At 42.5% G+C, this 17,553-nt stretch carries 18 protein-coding genes and 1 tRNA gene; 10 read left to right on the top strand and 9 right to left on the bottom strand.

Going from position 1 to position 17,553, the window contains the following annotated elements:
• Positions 1-7 precede the first annotated feature (7 nt).
• Both ICN15_RS06750 and mscL read right to left on the bottom strand, forming a co-directional pair.
• Positions 8-2,287, bottom strand: coding sequence for a tetratricopeptide repeat protein (locus ICN15_RS06750; protein ID WP_216201947.1), 2,280 nt, complete (start codon positions 2,285-2,287; stop codon positions 8-10).
• Positions 2,288-2,405: 118 nt separating this feature from the next.
• A complete protein-coding gene (gene mscL / locus ICN15_RS06745) occupies positions 2,406-2,837 on the bottom strand; it encodes a large conductance mechanosensitive channel protein MscL (protein ID WP_216201946.1) in 432 nt (143 codons plus the stop codon).
• A gap of 137 nt (positions 2,838-2,974) precedes the next feature.
• On the opposite strand from mscL, the gene petA reads away from it, so the two are divergent.
• The 8 genes from petA to ICN15_RS06705 all read left to right on the top strand — a co-directional run bounded on the left by petA (position 2,975) and on the right by ICN15_RS06705 (position 8,212).
• Complete coding sequence (petA, locus tag ICN15_RS06740; protein ID WP_216201945.1) at positions 2,975-3,577, top strand: ubiquinol-cytochrome c reductase iron-sulfur subunit; 603 nt, start codon at positions 2,975-2,977, stop codon at positions 3,575-3,577.
• 10 nt (positions 3,578-3,587) lie between these two features.
• A complete protein-coding gene (locus ICN15_RS06735; RefSeq protein ID WP_216201944.1) occupies positions 3,588-4,988 on the top strand; it encodes a cytochrome bc complex cytochrome b subunit in 1,401 nt (466 codons plus the stop codon).
• A gap of 26 nt (positions 4,989-5,014) precedes the next feature.
• On the top strand, positions 5,015-5,788 hold the full coding sequence (locus tag ICN15_RS06730) for a cytochrome c1 (RefSeq protein ID WP_216201943.1): 774 nt from the start codon (positions 5,015-5,017) through the stop codon (positions 5,786-5,788).
• Positions 5,789-5,868: 80 nt separating this feature from the next.
• Positions 5,869-6,480 (top strand): glutathione S-transferase N-terminal domain-containing protein, encoded by a 612-nt coding sequence (locus tag ICN15_RS06725; protein ID WP_216201942.1) that lies wholly within the window; start codon positions 5,869-5,871, stop codon positions 6,478-6,480.
• 28 nt (positions 6,481-6,508) lie between these two features.
• Positions 6,509-6,916 (top strand): ClpXP protease specificity-enhancing factor, encoded by a 408-nt coding sequence (locus ICN15_RS06720; RefSeq protein ID WP_216201941.1) that lies wholly within the window; start codon positions 6,509-6,511, stop codon positions 6,914-6,916.
• 18 nt (positions 6,917-6,934) lie between these two features.
• A tRNA-Thr gene (locus ICN15_RS06715) sits at positions 6,935-7,010 on the top strand.
• Positions 7,011-7,094: 84 nt separating this feature from the next.
• On the top strand, positions 7,095-7,670 hold the full coding sequence (locus ICN15_RS06710) for a CatB-related O-acetyltransferase (protein WP_216201940.1): 576 nt from the start codon (positions 7,095-7,097) through the stop codon (positions 7,668-7,670).
• Positions 7,671-7,717: 47 nt separating this feature from the next.
• Positions 7,718-8,212, top strand: a complete 495-nt coding sequence (locus tag ICN15_RS06705; RefSeq protein ID WP_216201939.1) for a methyltransferase domain-containing protein — start codon at positions 7,718-7,720, stop codon at positions 8,210-8,212.
• On the opposite strand, the gene ICN15_RS06700 is transcribed toward ICN15_RS06705, so the two are convergent.
• Positions 8,209-9,030, bottom strand: coding sequence for a DUF5672 family protein (locus ICN15_RS06700; protein WP_216201938.1), 822 nt, complete (start codon positions 9,028-9,030; stop codon positions 8,209-8,211). The genes ICN15_RS06705 and ICN15_RS06700 overlap by 4 nt on opposite strands.
• 124 nt (positions 9,031-9,154) lie before the next feature.
• Here ICN15_RS06700 and ICN15_RS06695 point away from each other — a divergent pair, with 124 nt between their 5' ends.
• Both ICN15_RS06695 and ICN15_RS06690 read left to right on the top strand, forming a co-directional pair.
• Positions 9,155-9,832: a hypothetical protein gene (locus tag ICN15_RS06695; RefSeq protein WP_216201937.1), complete on the top strand. Its 678-nt coding sequence runs from the start codon at positions 9,155-9,157 to the stop codon at positions 9,830-9,832.
• Between the two features lie 2 nt (positions 9,833-9,834).
• Entirely contained in the window at positions 9,835-10,734 is a 900-nt protein-coding gene (locus tag ICN15_RS06690; protein WP_216201936.1) for a glycosyltransferase family 47 protein, read from the top strand.
• Between the two features lie 11 nt (positions 10,735-10,745).
• On the opposite strand, the gene ICN15_RS06685 is transcribed toward ICN15_RS06690, so the two are convergent.
• The 6 genes from ICN15_RS06685 to prmC all read right to left on the bottom strand — a co-directional run bounded on the left by ICN15_RS06685 (position 10,746) and on the right by prmC (position 17,547).
• The gene (locus tag ICN15_RS06685) at positions 10,746-11,330 is read right to left on the bottom strand and encodes a 2OG-Fe(II) oxygenase (RefSeq protein WP_216201935.1); all 585 of its coding nucleotides are present in this window, start codon (positions 11,328-11,330) and stop codon (positions 10,746-10,748) included.
• A gap of 18 nt (positions 11,331-11,348) precedes the next feature.
• A complete protein-coding gene (locus tag ICN15_RS06680; protein WP_216201934.1) occupies positions 11,349-12,695 on the bottom strand; it encodes an MFS transporter in 1,347 nt (448 codons plus the stop codon).
• A 5-nt stretch (positions 12,696-12,700) separates the two neighbouring features.
• Positions 12,701-13,975, bottom strand: a complete 1,275-nt coding sequence (gene rmuC, locus ICN15_RS06675) for a DNA recombination protein RmuC (RefSeq protein WP_216201933.1) — start codon at positions 13,973-13,975, stop codon at positions 12,701-12,703.
• 33 nt (positions 13,976-14,008) lie between these two features.
• Entirely contained in the window at positions 14,009-14,320 is a 312-nt protein-coding gene (gene grxD, locus ICN15_RS06670; RefSeq protein ID WP_216202087.1) for a Grx4 family monothiol glutaredoxin, read from the bottom strand.
• 84 nt (positions 14,321-14,404) lie between these two features.
• Positions 14,405-16,699, bottom strand: a complete 2,295-nt coding sequence (locus ICN15_RS06665; RefSeq protein ID WP_216201932.1) for a tetratricopeptide repeat protein — start codon at positions 16,697-16,699, stop codon at positions 14,405-14,407.
• The gene (gene prmC, locus ICN15_RS06660; RefSeq protein WP_216201931.1) at positions 16,696-17,547 is read right to left on the bottom strand and encodes a peptide chain release factor N(5)-glutamine methyltransferase; all 852 of its coding nucleotides are present in this window, start codon (positions 17,545-17,547) and stop codon (positions 16,696-16,698) included. Before prmC ends, ICN15_RS06665 begins: the two co-directional genes overlap by 4 nt.
• Between the last annotated feature and the right edge of the window lie 6 nt (positions 17,548-17,553).

Raw genomic sequence — 17,553 nt, 5'->3', positions numbered from 1 at the left:
CATATCTTCAATCAAGTTGACCTTGGCTTGATTTAGCCATATTTAAGTAGAGCTCTTCTAGATCCCGAACATATTTACTGGAGTTAAATAATGGGGCCGTCAGATGACTTGCAGCGAGTTTTTTACGCAGAAGCGCCAACTCTTCTGGCTTTTGAGCAAGCTCGATTGCCTTGTTACAGTACTCTTCCAAAGAATGGGTAATTAGCTCTGGTAAATTGGCGGCAGTAAGTTGGCTAGCTGCTACTCTGCCAGCAAATGAGTCGCCTAGTAATGTAATTATTGGAACGCCTGAAGTAAGGGCGTCAGCTGCTGTAGCGTGAGCATTGTAATGAGGGGTGTCTAAAAAAAGATCCATCAGCCTTAAGCGATTTAGGTGATCTTTTCTGCTGGGTGTGCGAATCGCAAAAATTAGTCGCTCAGGATCAACCTCAGAGCGTTGCGCTTCACGTTTTAGGTTTTCAATAGTTTTTTCTGGCATTTGAGAGAGCCACAAAACACTATTAGGAACCTCTTTTAATATGCTCATCCATGTAATGAAGATTTTGGGTGAAATTTTATAGGCATTATTAAAGCAACCAAATACAACCCCCTGATCGGGTAGGTTTTGACTTTTCCGACTTGGAATATTTCCAAGGTCATTAATTGTAAATTCTAGATTTACAGGAAAAAAAGAGTTGGGAAGGTGGGCTATCTTTTCAGTAAATTCGGTCTGATAACTGGATGGTATTGCAATTTGATCTGCAATTAAATAGTCGAAAAATTTTGTACCCGTTGTACCAGCATATCCCAAAAAATTTGCTTGAATTGGCGCAAGTCTTTTTGAGAATAATGACATTCTAGCGCCAGAAGTGTGTCCACTTAAGTCAATTGCGATGTCTAATTTTTGATCTCTGATCAAGGCTATCGCTTGAGGATCTGATAGGCGGGCTAAGTTGAAGGATTGATCAAATAACTCCAGTAGAGACTTTTCAATATCATCTCCAGTCTCATTATTTAGAAAGAAGCCATAAATTTCAAATTGGGATCGATCGTGAAGCGCAATAATATTACTCATCAATATGCCAACCGGATGCTCTTTGAAATCGAAAGAAAAGTAGCCGATACGCTTTTTTTCGTTCTGCGCTATTTTTGATGTTGATAAATTTTTCAATTCATGAGGTTGAACCCATTTTTGAACAAACTGCTCAGCGCATTTTTTTTGAATTGAGAGATCTATCGGCGTGGATAGAATGTCAAACGGCATAATTGCATTTTTACCGCTGGAGAGGCTCTGCGTAATTTTTTCACAGAGAGAATCATAATTCTCCCAATCACAAAGATGCATTAGGACGCTTAGGTAGTTACCCAGCAAATAGTCAACTTCATCCCCCGTTGCGATCGCCTCCTCAAGTACTCGCTTAGCATCCTCAAAGTCTTTGTTGAATTTTAGGCTGACCCCAAGATTAGATAAAGTTGTCGCAGAATTTGGATTACTCTCCAATGATTTGCAATAGGCCTCAATAGATTCTTTAACTTTTAATGTTGCTTGCAGTCCATTTCCTAGGTAGAGCCATGCTGCCGCTGATTCTGGCTCAATTTCTAATGCTCGGCGGCATGAATATATTGCTTCATCAATTTGATTTAACGATAGAAGGACCTTGCTCCTATTAATCCATACATCAAGAAGGTCTGGTGACAAGGCTAGCGCATGATCAAACGCCTCTAGAGATTCAGAAAATTTATTTTTAGAGCTTAATGCTGACCCTAAATTACACCATGCTTCTGCTTGATTTAAATCAATGCTTATAGCTTGTTGTGCGGCAGCGATAGCTTCTTCATGCCTTAATAATTCGTTAAGAACACCGCTCATATTAATCCAGAGATTTGCAGTATTGGAGTGCAATTTAAGACCACTCTCATAGATAACCAAAGCTTCTTCTTGCCTATGGAGTTTCACGAGTGAAACTCCATAATTTAGCCAAACATTTGGATTTTCAGACATCGTTCGAATGGCCTGCTGGTGATGAGGCAGGGCATAAAAATCTTTATTGGTATCTGATAAAGCCTTAGCCAAGTTCATATGAATAAATCCATTACTAGGGTCAAGACTAATTGCTTTTTTGAGGAGTCGAACCCCCTCTTCATGCTCCCCCTTTAAATTTTTGATAACACCTAAGATTTGAAGTGCATCTGGATTTTTGGGCTGTATTTTTAAGGCGGTAGAGATTAATCTTTCCGCATTATCGAGATTGCCTATTTGAAATTGATCAACCCCTTGGCTAATGATGCTAAATATGTTTGCTGTCATCAATTTCTTAATCTCAGTTTTCGCCTTATTTCAACCTGAATCTTGAGTGCCACCTCTTTTACTTTAGATTCCTAACCTAGGTCTACTTATGTAATTTGATTTTGCGCTCAACATTAATTTATTTTTTCAGGCTATCCCGAATTTCACGCAACAAAATCGTGTCCTCTGGTTCTGAGGGCTCCGGCGGTGATGGGGGCGCATCCATGAGTCGAACCCGATTAACCACCTTGACCATTTGGAAGATGACAAAGGCGAGAAGGATGAAGTTGATTGAAATCGTGATGAAGTTGCCGTAAGCAAAAATAGGGATCCCAGCTTTTTTGAGCGCATCAAAGGTTCTGGGCACCCCGTCTGGAACGTTGCCCAAGACTAAAAAGAGGTTGGTAAAGTCGATATGACCACCCAAAAGGGTTGATATAACAGGCATCACGATGTCATTTACTAAGGAATCGACGATTTTTCCAAAGGCGCCACCAATAATGACCCCGACTGCCAAGTCGATCACGTTACCCTTGACAGCGAAGTCCCGGAATTCCTTTAAAACACTCATTAATGCCCTCCTTTTTGTTTGAATATGGATTAAACCGAGATTTTCCCCATAACCTTCCACCTAACCCTACTTTTTACTTTAAAATCTTACCTTTAAGTAATTTTCACCTATAAATGCTCTTCCAAGGAATTTTGTAAATGAGTGACAAGCCAAGCATGGACAAGGATCGTCGTAAATGGTTGATCGCTACCTCAGCGGTCGGCGGCGCCGGCGCAGCAGCAGCCCTTTACCCTTTTGTCGATAGTTTTCAGCCCTCCGAACGTGCAAAGGCCGCTGGAGCTGCAGTCGAGATCGATATTTCCGGTATGCAGCCGGATGAGATGCGGATGGTGGAGTGGCGTGGTAAGCCTGTATGGGTGGTCCGTCGCACACCAGAGCAGGTGGCCGAACTCTCTAAAATCGATGCAGAGCTGGCAGACCCTGATTCTTTAAGGGATCCAGCCTTATATACCCCTCCCTACGCCCAGAATCAATGGCGTTCTATCAAGCCTGAATATATGGTTGTAGTGGGTATCTGCACGCATTTAGGTTGTTCTCCAACGCCGAAATTTGAGGCAGGTGCTCAACCTTCCTTGCCAAATACTTGGCCAGGCGGCTTCTTATGCCCATGTCACGGCTCAACCTTTGATTTGGCGGGCCGTGTCTATAAAAACAAACCAGCACCAGATAATATGCAAGTGCCGCCACATATGTATTTGAGCGATACCAAGATTCTGGTCGGCGATGATCAGAAGGCCTAAGGAGAGATAAATGGCATTTCACGAAAAAGTAGTTCCAGCAAATGCATCTATTGCTCAGAAGGCAATGGCATGGGTTGATTCACGTTTACCGGTGACAGAAGCGTTCAAGCGTCATATGAGCGAATACTACGCACCTAAAAATCTGAATTTCTTTTATATCTTTGGCGCGTTAGCCATCGTCGTTCTGGCGATTCAGATCGTTACTGGCATTTTCTTAACCATGAACTACAAGCCAGATGCCGCTAAGGCATTTGAGTCTGTAGAATACATCATGCGTGAAGTGCCATTTGGGTGGGTGATCCGTTATATGCACTCGACTGGCGCCTCGATGTTCTTTGTCGTGGTGTACATGCATATGTTCCGTGGTTTGATTTATGGCTCCTATCGTAAGCCGCGTGAACTGATTTGGATCTTCGGTTGCGCAATTTTCTTGGCCTTAATGGGCGAGGCATTCTTTGGGTACTTGCTTCCCTGGGGTCAAATGTCCTATTGGGGTGCACAAGTTATCGTGAACTTATTCTCTGCAATCCCTTTCATCGGTCCAGACTTGTCCTTATGGTTGCGTGGTGACTATGTGGTTGGTGATGCAACCCTCAACCGTTTCTTTGCATTCCATGTCATTGCCATTCCATTGGTGTTGATTGGTTTGGTTGCCGCACATATTCTGGCATTGCATGAAGTGGGCTCAAACAATCCAGATGGTGTTGAAATTAAGAATACAGTTGATGAAAAAGGGATTCCTTTGGATGGAATTCCTTTTCACCCGTTTTATAGCGTTCATGACGTCATGTATCTAGGCGGTTTCTTGATCATCTTTGCTTCAATTGTTTTCTTTGCACCAGAGATGGGCGGTTACTTCTTAGAGGCTAATAACTTCATCCCAGCAAATCCGTTTGTGACCCCAACGCATATTGCACCGGTTTGGTATTTCACGCCGTTCTACTCCATGTTGCGCGCTACTACTACCAACTTTTTGCTGCCTTTGTGGATTTTCTTAGCAGTGATCTTAGGGATGTTTGCCCTGAAATCAAAAGATCTTAAGGTGAAGGGTGCTTGCGTAGCTATCGCAGTGGTTTTGGCAGCTGCCTTCTATGCGCTTGACGCGAAATTTTGGGGTGTGGTGATCATGGGTGGTTCTGTTGTGATTTTGTTCTTCTTGCCTTGGCTAGATCACTCCCCAGTCAAATCCATTCGTTATCGTCCACAGTTCCATAAATATATTTATGGAACTTTCATCGTGACCTTTGTGATTTTGGGATACTTGGGTATCGAGCCGCCATCACCCTTGTATGAAAAGATTTCACAGATTTGCACTATTTATTATCTGGGCTTTTTCTTAGCAATGCCGTTCTGGAGTACGCTTGGCACGTTTAAGCCAGTTCCAACACGCGTTACTTTTGCGCCCCATTAATTTACGCTGAGATATTAGGAATAAGTATGAAACAAATTCTGCAAACTTTGGTGGGAATCTGCCAAGCAGCTTTATTGGTTGCCGCCCTTGGTTTTGGTATAAATGCTCAAGCCAATGAGGGTGGTTTCCCATTAGATACAGCACCAAACCGTGTCAGCAATAATGCTTCATTACAAAATGGCGCCAAGATCTTTGTAAACTATTGTTCTGGCTGCCATGCCGCAGGCAGCGTGCGTTATAACCGTTTACGTGACATCGGTTTAACCGACCAGCAGATCAAAGACAATTTGATTTTGACGGATGCTAAAGTCGGTGATCTCATGACAATCTCTATGTCAGCGAAAGACGGTAAGGCTTATTTTGGCAAGACTCCACCAGATCTTTCCGTAGAAGCGCGCGCACGCGGTACAGACTGGCTTTATACCTACTTCCGTACTTACTATAAAGATGACACTACACCGACTGGTTGGAATAACTTGGTCTATCCAAACGTGGGTATGCCACATGTTCTCTGGCAGTTGCAAGGTGAGCGTGCTGCCAAGTTTGAAGAGCGTAAAGATCCTCACGATGCAGACAAAATGGAAAAGGTGTTTGTGGGTTTCGAGCAGTTAACGCCTGGGACGATGAAGTCACAAGAGTATGACGATAACATCGCCGACTTAGTATCATTCCTATCCTGGATGGCTGAGCCAGTTCAACTCGAGCGTAAGCGTTTGGGTGTAATAGTGCTGATTTTCTTGGCAATCTTCACTTTGTTGGCTTGGCGTTTGAATAAGGCATATTGGAAAGATATCCACTAAGCAAAAGATGTAGTTGGATTTAAAGTCGCAGATTAATATGCGTTTGCTGTATTGAAGTAGATATTTAAGGGAATCAATTTATGATGGTGTTGTACTCAGGCACAAACTGCCCATTCTCACAACGCTGCCGTCTCGTGCTTTTTGAAAAAGGCATGGACTTTGAGATCCGTGATGTTGACTTGTTTAATAAGCCAGAAGACATTTCGGTGATGAATCCTTATGGGCAAGTTCCCATCTTGGTTGAGCGAGACTTGATTCTTTATGAATCTAACATCATCAATGAATATATTGATGAGCGCTTTCCTCATCCTCAGTTGATGCCGCCTGATCCAGTTGCACGCGCACGTGCACGTCTCTTCCTCTTCAATTTTGAGAAAGAGCTCTTTGTTCACGTAGCTGCTTTAGAAAATGAAAAAGGTAAAGCTGCTGAGAAAACCCATGAAAAAGCGCGTTTAGCTATTCGTGACCGCTTGACTCAGTTGGCGCCTATTTTTGTAAAGAATAAGTACATGTTAGGTGAAGAATTCTCCATGCTTGACGTTGCAATTGCTCCTTTATTGTGGCGTTTGGAGCACTACGGCATTGATCTATCACGTAACGCTGCCGCATTGTTAAAGTATGCGGAGCGTATTTTTAGTAGACCTGCGTATATTGAAGCTTTGACACCTTCAGAAAAGGTAATGCGCCGCTAAGCGGCTCATTATTCAGGCGGCTCTAAGCATGTCTGATATTCCAAGCAATAAACCCTATCTAATCCGTGCGCTACATCAGTGGTGTACGGATTTTGGTTTTACGCCATTTATGGCGGTGTTTGTAGACTCTAGTGTTGAGGTGCCAATGGAGTTTGTAAAGAATGACGAAATTGTGCTCAATCTTTCAGTAGAGGCTTGTCACCAGCTCAATTTGGATAATGATTGGATTAGCTTTCAGGCAAGATTTGGCGGAATTCCCAGGAAGATTATGGTTCCCGTAACTCATGTTCTGGCAATCTATGCCCGAGAAAATGGACAGGGTATGTCTTTCCCATTTGATGCTGCCAAAAATACAGCGGATAAAACAGGTAAAGGTATTGCGGGACAGGCTAAAAAGCCGAAAGCCAATCGGCCGTCCTTGACGATTGTAAAATAGGTTAAAATGTTTTTCGTTGCCCCTTTAGCTCATCTGGTAGAGCAACTGATTTGTAATCAGTAGGTGGTCTGTTCGAGTCGGACAAGGGGCACCATTCTTAATATTCCCCCATTCCGCAAAACAGCGGTTTGCTTTCTGAGCTAAGCGGTTTGTATGCTATTGAAGATCATATTTTCATATGCCTCATAAACAAAAGCGAACGACGCATGTGGGAAAAAGTCCGGTAAGTGTGGGTAGGTTCACCTATGGCCATGAAAATATAAATATCAGGCAATGGGGCGAAGGAGCGGCATTGAGCATTGGAGCCTTTTGCTCAATTGGCGCATCAGTAAAAATTTTTCTCGGTGGTAATCATCGTTCTGATTGGATCAGCACATTCCCTTTCGGACATATTTATCAACAGGATTTGGGCGGAGAAAATATTATCGGACATCCTTCAAGTAAGGGCCCAGTAGAGATTGGTAATGACGTATGGATTGGTGAGGGTGTGACAATAATGTCGGGCATTAAGATTGGTAATGGTGTAATTATTGCTGCGAATTCTACGGTTACCAAAGATGTCGACCATTACTTAATCGTTGGTGGCAACCCGGCAAAGGTAATTAAGAAGCGGTTCGAAGAAAAATATGCTGAACTTCTTTTGAAGTTTGCTTGGTGGGATTTGCCCTTAGAGGAGATTAAGATTTTAGTGCCCATCCTTTCGGGTCGGCCAAGTATTTCCATACTTGAATCACTTTTAAAAAAATATAGATGATTTTTTTAAAAGTTAATTAGATTTTTTCACCAACAGCATATAACAAAATGACGCGAACACTAGATCTTGGCTGCGGCCCTAACCCAAAAAATCCACTTAATCTAGATGAGATATACGGCATTGATATTCGAGATGATATTGAGGCAAAAATTTATAAGGCAGATTTAGCAGTTGAGCCAATACCGTTTGCGGATAATTATTTCGAATGTGTTAGTGCATTTGACTTTATTGAGCATATTCCTAGAGTGATATATGCCCCTCATCGAAGATTTAGCTTCGTCGAGTTAATGAATGAGATTTATAGGGTCTTAGTTCCCGGGGGTTTATTTTTATCTCTGACGCCAGCATTTCCGCAAGAGTCCGCTTGGCGTGATCCAACACACGTAAATATCATTACAGAACAAACTTTTCCAAGATACTTTGATGACCAAAACCGTTTAGCTGCTATGTATGGTTTTAATGGCTACTTCCGCATTGAAGAGCAAACTTGGGACGGTGAGCATTTAAAGGTTGCAATGAGAAAGCTTATCCTGCAGGTTTAGCTTTTGGAATTCAGTTGTTTAATTAAGGTTGGTAAATCACTTTTTGGATTTTCTTTTATCTCTAATTCAATTGCCTTAATTAGGCTGGGCTTGTGGATGTAATTTTGGACGCTTGCAGAGAATAATTGGGAGTAATTCTCCTGCATACAGGTCCGCAGGTATCGTAAAACCATAATCGGCTGAAAAATTCTTTCCATGATTTGATCGGTGACCTTTAGAAGCTCTGACTCTGGAATAAAAAAGGGGAAGTTATCTACACTATGAAATCCCAGCATATTAGATCTTACGGGGCCAGCCTGGAAAGAAAACCTCTCAGCAACTTCCAGAGGTGCAAATTGAATACCCCGCGATTCGAGCTGACTTCTAAATTTAGTGCAGATAATTCTATCCTCTGGTTGATCATCGGGGTTGCTGAGATCGATCCCAATTCCCAAGGCTTTGATTGCTTTTATCAACTTTTGTGACCTCAAGCTAAAACCGCCATTGCCTACCCACCCACCCAGTGGAGCGCCAATATAGTCATACTTTAAGAATTCATCGCTCCAATTTTGGGGGAAAAGGGGGAAGCCATCCCACTGAATAATGAGGAAATGATCTTCGGTTACATGCTCTGGGATTGCATTAAATACGACTGATCCGTAGTCATTATTATTCGAAAGTTTTGGAATTTTAATGAAGTGAGCCCCATCAAAAAATGGCTCATCAGAAAAAGTGTATATCTTCCCTACATTAGGTAATTGCAGCGCCATGTGGATTGCAACTACAGCCAAATGCTTATTGGGATAGGTGTCAATAATGATGGCTGCTAATTTACTCATTTTTGTGCTGTAAAGTTATTGCTTTAAGTTTAACTAAAAACTTTCAGGCATATACAACTATTCATCTACAATCCAAAACATCAGTTTTATTCATTTAATTTGCCTTTAACCTTACGGGTGCTACATGTCTAGAGGAATTATTTCAATCTATTGGGGAGATGAAGCAAAACTGCCTATTGAGCGCCTAAAGGCTTCAGTGAAAAAATATCATCCCAATTTATCGCATGAAATTATCAAAGTTGATGCTCCTAGTGGTGATCCAAGCAGCCTAAATAAGAAGGCTGCCATGATGGATTTGTCGCCTTTTGATGAAACCCTGTTCTTAGATCTAGATACGGTTGTTATGGGTGATCTAAGCTTTGGATTTGAAAAGGCTGACCAGTTTGGTTTAGCGCTTTCTATCTGTGAGTCTCCCTGGGGGCGACGCTACCCAAACCTATTTACGGGCGATGAAATCGAGTACAACACTGGCGTTATCTTTTTTACTAAAAAAGCAGTTTCCGTATTTGACGAATGGAAGAAGCTCGCAGGCACTATAGATTCGTCAATGCTTGTTTTGGGGGAGCAGGGTGTTAGCACAATGCCTGCGAATGACCAAGGCTCATTCGCATTGGCTATTGAAAATACAGGCTTCAATCCTTTCGTGCTGCCTTTGAATTGGAACTTTAGGCCCATGTGGCATCGTAGTTTCTTTGGGCCAATTAAGATATGGCATGACTATTCTGACCCACCTCCGTTTTTTGATGAGATGACTGCCTACTACCAAAGTAAGGATTCCATCATTCAATATCATAGTGGCTAATAATGATGACTTCATTTCAGATCGTTGCGACACCGGACACATTAAATGCTGCTCTTGAGACATGGTTTATTCAAAATAATTTATTAGGCGGTGCATCGTATAGCCCAGGATTTGATCCTAAAAAAATTCAGAATTCTGTAGTGGTTTATCTAGAGTTAGGTGAAATTGATGCTGGACTAATTCAGGCACTTAAATTAGCTGGAAATAAAGTAGCCCTGTTTCATATGGGCGATGAACTGGCTAATAAAAATATAGATCTCTATGCATCATGTGATTTCGTAATTAGGAATTATTACTTTTCTCATATTGTGCCCAAGGTTTCTCAATCGCCCAAGATCATGTGGGTCCCGAATGGTTTTAGAACAGGAGTGGGTCCACGAGCGGCTGTTAACCTTAAGCCGGCCGATAAGCGCCGGGCCCTTGCTGCTTTTTTAGGGTGGATTAATAATGCGGCCTCATATCATGGAGAGCGCCAGAGTTTTTCTGAGGCTGTTCCAATGTGTGGCGAGAACTTATTTGTGATGCCATCAAATGGCTTTGCTGCTGGTTATAACGTTGGACTCTATTCCGCAATTTTGGAGGATAGTGTCTTTGCTCCATGTCCTGCTGGCAATTCGCCTGAGACTATTCGTCTTTATGATGCCTTGGAAACAGGTTCAATTCCAATCTCACTAAAGCATGACTTTTTAATGTCAGAAGACGCTTTGGCCTCGATTGGCCCGGTCCCATTTCCTATCATTGACTCATGGGCACAACTACCTAGCTATCTGGAGCAAATGAGGGGTCTATTTGATTCGAATCCAGCAAAGATTATCCAACTACAGACCGAGTGTATTGACTGGTGGACCCGATATAAAAAAATGATTGCCACTCGCTTATCGGATGGCCTCAATCAGATTTAGCAGCTAATTGTTTAAAAATCTTCTAGAAAATTGAAGTTAATGACACACCGAGCCGGCGTCACCCTTGGTGACCTATTGGCATGTAATTGGTTTTCTGGGAAGTAAACCAGCGTTCCTTTTTTTGGAGTAAAAGAAAAGATAATGGGGTACTCACCATCAACTTTTTCATTTTTCATGAAGAGCGTATCCCCATCGGAATCATTAACGTAATAAATAGCAACAATTCCTTTGTCGGTGGTGTCGTAATGAGGAGGGTAGTAATTTTTCTCAGAAAAATCAACCACGGGAAAATTCACATTCAGCTTGCAGCTAGACATTTTTGGTGGGATGCCGAGTTTACTGACTATAGCCAATGCCAGGGATTCAATTAGATCCCATTCGTTTGAGACTAGCTTACCTTCAGTCACAAAGCAGTGATTCAGTCTTACAGATTCTTTTGTATTGCTATCCCAAAATCCCGTTTGATCATCAATAAAGACTGATTTGGTATTCAAAAAAAGTGGAAATTGATTCCCTAATAACTTTTTCTCAAGAGAATCCTGTTGCTCAATCGGAATAATATTTTCGACGACGTGAATATTCTTTACGGGGTCCATGTTGAGGATATTAGCACTTTATTTTGCCAAATTTTCTTTTGAGGTCTCTGGTAAGAACCAAATTGCTATAAAGGCTGCCAGACCTAAAAACCCAACCGGATACCAGAGTCCAGCAAGGCTGTCCCCCCATTGTTGATTTAGCCAGGTAACGATAAGTGGAAGTAATCCACCAATCCATCCTGCCGCGAGATTATGCGGCAGAGTTGCAGCGCTATTTCTGTTTCTGGCTGGAAAGAGCTCCGCTAGTAGTGCAGTTTGTGGTCCAACTACGAGCGCCAGGATAAGAGAAAGCCCAGTCAAAATCATAGCAATTCCCAGTAGTGAGCCGAGATCACTGTTTTGAGAAAAAGTATTTCCAAGGTGCTGCATCCCAAGGTAAGCGCTTCGCATCAAGAGGGCGCCTAAGATTAGCCCGCTGACGACAACAGGTTTTCTACCTACCTTATCTGAAAGCCATCCTGCAAAAATGGTGAGTGGAAATAGTGTAATTGTTGCAAAGATGCTGAGTTGATCAACAAGTTCGGGCACTAGATTGACAGAGGTCTTTAAAAAGATGGCCGTGTATACCTGTACACAAAAAAATAATATCGCCCCGCTCGATGAAACACAGAAAAAAAGGAGAAACATTCGCTTGCGAATTTCAGAATCTTTAAAGTTATGTAGTAATTGCCATTCTCTTGTTTTATTTTCTTTCGACAACTCAATAAACACTGGCGTTTCTTCTAAAGATCTGCGGAGGACAAAGCCAATAATGAGCAGGAGAAGTGAAATCCAAAAAGGCACACGCCAACCCCACAATAGAAAAGCTTCGGGTGTCAGCCAATGTTGAAGTAAGGCAATTTGCAAGGTGGAGGCCAGGATGCCTAGCGGACCCATGAGTTGCAGGAAGCTGGTTTTAAAGCCACGATCGGTATCTCCGGCATGCTCTGTGAGGTAGACGGCGCTACCACCAATTTCACCGCCTGCAGAGAGGCCTTGTAACAGTCTTAGGCTCACTAAAAGAATAGGCGCCCAGATTCCAATTTGGTCATAGGTTGGCAAAAAACCGACGCAGACCGTTGCAAATCCCATGAGGGTGATCGTGATTATGAAAACAGGGCGGCGACCAATACGATCCCCAATGCTGCCGAAAATGACCGCCCCAATGGGACGCACAACCATACCAACTCCGAAAATTGCCAGACTAGCTAATAAGCCTGTGCTGGGATCGCTAGAGGGAAAGAAGAGAGGACCAAAAATGACCGCCAAAGTGGCGAAGGTCAGAAAATCGTACCACTCTAGAAAAGTTCCAAAACATGCAGCAATGGCTACTTTTTTATAGGAATGGGGTGACGTTTGTGTTTCTGACGCGCTAGTATCAGTCAATTTTTTTATTCGAAATCTGTTGACGAATCAATGAGTGGTGTTGAAAGATTTTTACTAGGTTTGACACCGAGCTCACGCACTTTCTCCGCAGTACGAATGAGATTACCTTTACCTGATTTCAGTTTATTGAAAGCATCGTGGTAGCTAGTTTGTGCTTGGTCTAATCTTTGGCCAAGCTTTTCAAGGTCATCCACAAAGCCAACAAACTTGTCGTAGAGCGTACCGCATTGCTTGGCAATTTCTAACGCATTACGATTTTGATGATCCTGTCTCCACAGGTGTGCGACGGTTCGAAGTGTTGCCATCAGCGTACTAGGACACACTAGAACTATATTTTTTGCTAATGCTTCCTGATAAAGATTGGGAGCGGTCTTCAGTGCCAATAAGAATGCGGGTTCGATCGGCACAAACATCAGTACAAAGTCTACTGAACCAATACCATAAAGGGAGCTATAGTTTTTGCTCGAAAGCCCTTGTATGTGCTGACGTAGTGATTGGATATGGGCGGCTAACTCTTGTTCAGCCACTGCTGAGTCAGAGGCTTCAGCATGACGCGAATAAGCCGTAATAGAAACCTTGCTATCTACCACTAAGCTCCTGCCCTCGGGGAGCTTGACGACAACGTCGGGTTGAAGACGTGAGCCATCAGTTTGGGTATGGCTATCTTGTACTAAGTACTCCTCGCCCTTACGCAAGCCTGAGGACTCCAGAATGGATTCCAAAACGAGCTCACCCCAATTACCTTGTACCTTAGAGTCGCCCTTGAGTGCCTGAGTAAGGGAGCGGGTTTCATCAGACATGCGTAGATTGAGATTGGCGAGTCGCTCGATTTCATTCTTAAGGGCAAAGCGCTCACGTGCCTCATTGCCATAAGAAGTATTTACCTGTTCTTTAAATTCCGTCAGCTTAGTTTGTAGAGGCTTAAGCAAGGCATCTAAATTGGCTACATTTTGTTCCGTAAAGCGCTTAGACTTATCTTCCAGAATTTCATTGGCGAGATTCTTGAACTGGCTTGTAAGGGCTTCTTTAGCCTCATTGAGCGACTCAATTCTGCCAAGCCCCTGTTTGCGCTCGGAATCTAATGCAGCCTCTAGGCGAATTGCATTTTGTACAGCTTGGTCACGCTCTGCTCTTAAGCTAATCGCTAAATGAGCTTCAGATTCATTTTGGTGCTCAACACGACTTAGTGCTGAGCGTAAATTCAGTGCATAGACTAAAAGTCCAGCACATAAACCTAAGGGTAAGCCGAATAGAAGAAGAGAGCTTAAATCAAAGGTCACTGATAAGCGCCCATTCTTTCACTCATTGAGTAATTAGCCTTGCACAAGCTTTTTCAACTCACCACTTTCGAACATCTCCGTCATGATGTCTGAGCCGCCAATAAATTCACCATTGATGTAGAGCTGCGGAATCGTTGGCCAGTTAGCAAATTGCTTAATTCCTTGGCGTATTGCTTCGTCTTCTAGAACATTGACTGTATGAAGGGTCTCAACGCCGCTAGCTCGCAAAATATTGATCGCATTTCCGGAGAAGCCGCATTGCGGAAACTGAGCATTGCCTTTCATGAACAATACAACGGGATGATTGGAAATGATTTCTTTAATTTTATCTTGAGTACTCATAATTTTCTTGCCTAATAAGGGGTTAATAAAGGAGTCTGCTGCATCTAAATTGAGTAAGTAATTATAAAACTTCTAAGGCATTTGGTTTTATGGGTTAATCTTAATATCTGCTGCGACTAAATTATTGCAGTATCGCTCATGTGCCTGAGTGAGACCGCTTTCTAGATGTTTAGTAAATAGTTGTGAGTCGAATAAAGGGCTTGATAATCGATTGGAGGCCAACCTGTCTCGAACAAGTAAAGTTTTCCCTGGAATATTAGCAAATTCAACAGCTAAATTTATGTAGTCTTGTTCAGAATTCGCAATCAGTTCAGGTAGGTTGAGGGCTGATAGGAGGCTACTAGCCATTCGGCTGGCAAAGGCTTCCCCAGGGTAGGTCAAAACAGGCAGTCCAGACCACAGGGCATCACTAGCAGTCGTTCCTGCATTAAACGGATGCGTATCTAAAAAAAGGTCAGCGAGTCTATAGCGGGCCAAGTACTCTTCTTGCGGCAATCGGCCGGTAAAAATCAAGCGATTGGGGTTAATGCCCTTTTTTTCAGCTTCAGATCGCAAATTATAGGAAATATCAATCTCATCTTCTAGTAGCCAAAGTACGCTACTTGGAGACTCTTTCAGGATCATCAACCACGAGGAGAAGCTTTGCTGAGTTATTTTGTATGGGCTGTTAAAGCAACAAAACACAAATGCCCCTTCAGGAAGCGAAAAGTCTTGCCTAGAAAATACTATTTCAGAAATTTTTCGTTTTGAATCGTTTGCTTGATAAGAGTTTGGCAGATAAATAATCTTTTCTGAATAGCTATCTTTAAGGTTTTCTGGAATAACTACTTGATCTCCAATAATGTAATCGATATAGCTAGACCCCATTGTTCCTGGGAATCCTAAATAATTAATTTGAATAGGCGCTGCTCGATAGGCTAGAGCTCTAGTTCGACTGCCATTTGTAAATCCACCTAAATCAATTGCAATATCAATTTTCATAGATCGGAATTTATTAGCAATTTCTATATCACTTAGTGTATCGACGTCAATAAACTGATCAAAAGAGGCTCTCAAACGCTGCTGCATTTTATCGGCATTATTTTTTTTAGATGAGAAGCCATAGACTTCAAATCTGTTTCGGTCATGCAACTCAAAAATTTCTGCAGTTAAGATTGCAACCGGATGCATACAAAAATCGGCTGATAGGTAGCCCAGGCGTATTTTATTGTCATCATTATTACGTGGACTCAGCAGGGGCAATGCTTCTTTCGGCCCGGTGTTTTCGGCATAGATTTCAGCTGCTTTTTTCTGGAGAGTAAGTCTATCAGTTAATCCTAGTATGAAAAAAGGGGAAATTAATTTTTTATTCTTTGAACTTTCTGAAAATATTTTTTTTGTTAGGCGATCACTTTTAATCCAGTCGCACATTCTCATCATGCTATGAACAAGCGCACCTATTAGATAATCAAAGTTTGGGTCAATTTCAAATGCTTTTTGGTAACACTGAAGAGCTTCTTTATGTTTATTAAGCTCGAATAAAGTATGGCCTTTATTAACCCAGGGCGAGCAATACTCAGGCCTTAAATTAATAGCATTGTCATAGGATGGAATTGCTTCTTCTTGGCGAGATAATTTACCAAGCAGATTTCCGCGATTTGACCATGCTTCTGGATAGCTTGGGTCTAGCCTCAATCCTTCATCGTAAGATCTAAGTGCTTCATTAAGTAGATTCAGCTCTTCTTGAGCATGAGCTAGATAAAGCCAGCCCTGAGCATGATTTGGCTGAATCTGAATAAATGCCTTAAAGCACTCAAACGCTTCGGAGAATTGCTTTAGCAAGTTCAGTACTAGACCTTTGTTAAAAAGGGTGGTTGGTAATTTTGGGTTGAGCTGTAGCGCTCGGTTATAGGAGTCCAAGGACTCTGCATACCTACTAAGGTGGCGATATGAAACTCCAAGATTTGACCAAGCTTCTGCAATATTGGGATTGAGTCTAATCACAGAATTGATTGTTACGATTGCTTCTTCATAGCGCTTTAGCTCATTAAGCACCAGCGCCTTATTAATTAGTGTTTCAATATTATTAGGATCAGTCTTAATTGCTAGATCGTAGTAATGGAGAGCCTCTTCATTATTATTTTCCATAGCAAAGACTAGCCCAAGGTTGTAGGAAATGGTTATGTTATTTGGTTCGAGTGCTAAGGCCTCAAGGAGGTATTTTTTTGCTTGTTCGAAGTCACCATGCTGAGCATAAATTGTCCCTACTTTAATTCGAATAAGGCAGTTATCGCTGTTTATTAATTCAGCAAGCCTAAAATTTCTTTCTGCTTCTAAGTAATTTTTGCCGCCTAGTGCGGCGATTCCCTCTCGGAGAAGTTGGACCACTTCTGGAGACATCATTTATTTTTTTTTCTGGCTGATGCAGCTCGGCAATGTCCAGCTAAATCTCGATGGACTTGTATCTCCTGGAGTTGGGCTACTTTTATAAGATTGACTACAGAGTCTGATTGGTTAAACCCATGCTCTACAGCGATTAGACCGCTAGGCTTTAGGTATTTATCTACCCCCGAAATAATGAACCCTAGGCAGCTTAGACCGCTAGCAAAATCCGTGAGAGCTGCTGCGGGTTCAAATCGGAGGTCCCCCTGAGTAAGGTGAGGATCCCGATTGGCAATATAGGGAGGATTGCTCACAATAATGTCAAATAGACTATTTTGGTCAAGCGCTTCATACCAGCTACCCTGCATAAACTGGACTTGAGAGTCCAACCGTAATGCTTCCGCATTTTGTCTTGCAATAGCTAAAGCATCTGTGGATTCATCACTTGCCGTAACGGAGGCTAGTGGGGCAGCGCTTGCAATTGCCAGTGCAATTGCCCCTGATCCCGTACCCAAATCCAGAACTGTACATGGCCTATTGAGTTTGGCGATTTCAGCAAGGGCGATATCAACCAGCAGCTCCGTTTCAGGCCGCGGGATTAGTACCCCGGGCCCTACCATCAGTTCAATGTTGTGAAATCCCTTCTTACCCAAGATGTAGGCAATCGGCTCACCATTTATTCTTCTGGTGACTAGGGATTGCCATTCAGTACCCGCTCTCTCATTCAGGGTCATATCATCATGGGATAGCAAGGCTGATCGAGGAAGCTGGTAGTGTTTTTCTAGAATATGGCTCAGCAGGATGCGAGCTTCATTTGCAGGCAATGCGCAATTGCTTAGTAAGAGGCGCAATGGTTGGCTAGCACTCATCTTCAG

The sequence above is a fragment of the Polynucleobacter sp. CS-Odin-A6 genome, assembly GCF_018882095.1.
Classification (GTDB): domain Bacteria; phylum Pseudomonadota; class Gammaproteobacteria; order Burkholderiales; family Burkholderiaceae; genus Polynucleobacter.
Note: the sequence above shows the minus strand (reverse complement) of the source record. Positions and strands in the feature narration are given on the sequence as shown.